Source organism: Furfurilactobacillus entadae, from assembly GCF_045862745.1.
GTDB lineage: Bacteria > Bacillota > Bacilli > Lactobacillales > Lactobacillaceae > Furfurilactobacillus > Furfurilactobacillus entadae.
Map to the genome: position 1 here is coordinate 2,103 of NZ_BQXN01000045.1, position 229 is coordinate 2,331.

General features: G+C 53.3%; 1 pseudogene. It reads right to left on the minus strand.

Going from position 1 to position 229, the window contains the following annotated elements:
• Window positions 1-229 (minus strand): annotated as a pseudogene (locus tag ACKTR5_RS11825) (hypothetical protein); the annotation flags it as partial.

Below are 229 nucleotides of genomic sequence, written 5' to 3' on the forward strand. Positions count from 1 at the left end.
GAACTTGTCCCAGCCGTCACCATCAAGATAAGCCAGGCTTAAATCAAGGCTGCCATTCCAGCCTGATAAACGCCCGGTTGAGCTGTACTGAAAAATCGTGGGCACTCCCCAAGCTCCCCATGCGTTGTCATCCGTCCATGGATCAGCAATGAACCCATATTGTGGGGCAGAAGAAGCATATTGAGCACCCCATAGGGCGTAATAGCGGGCCACTGGCGACCAGTCATAC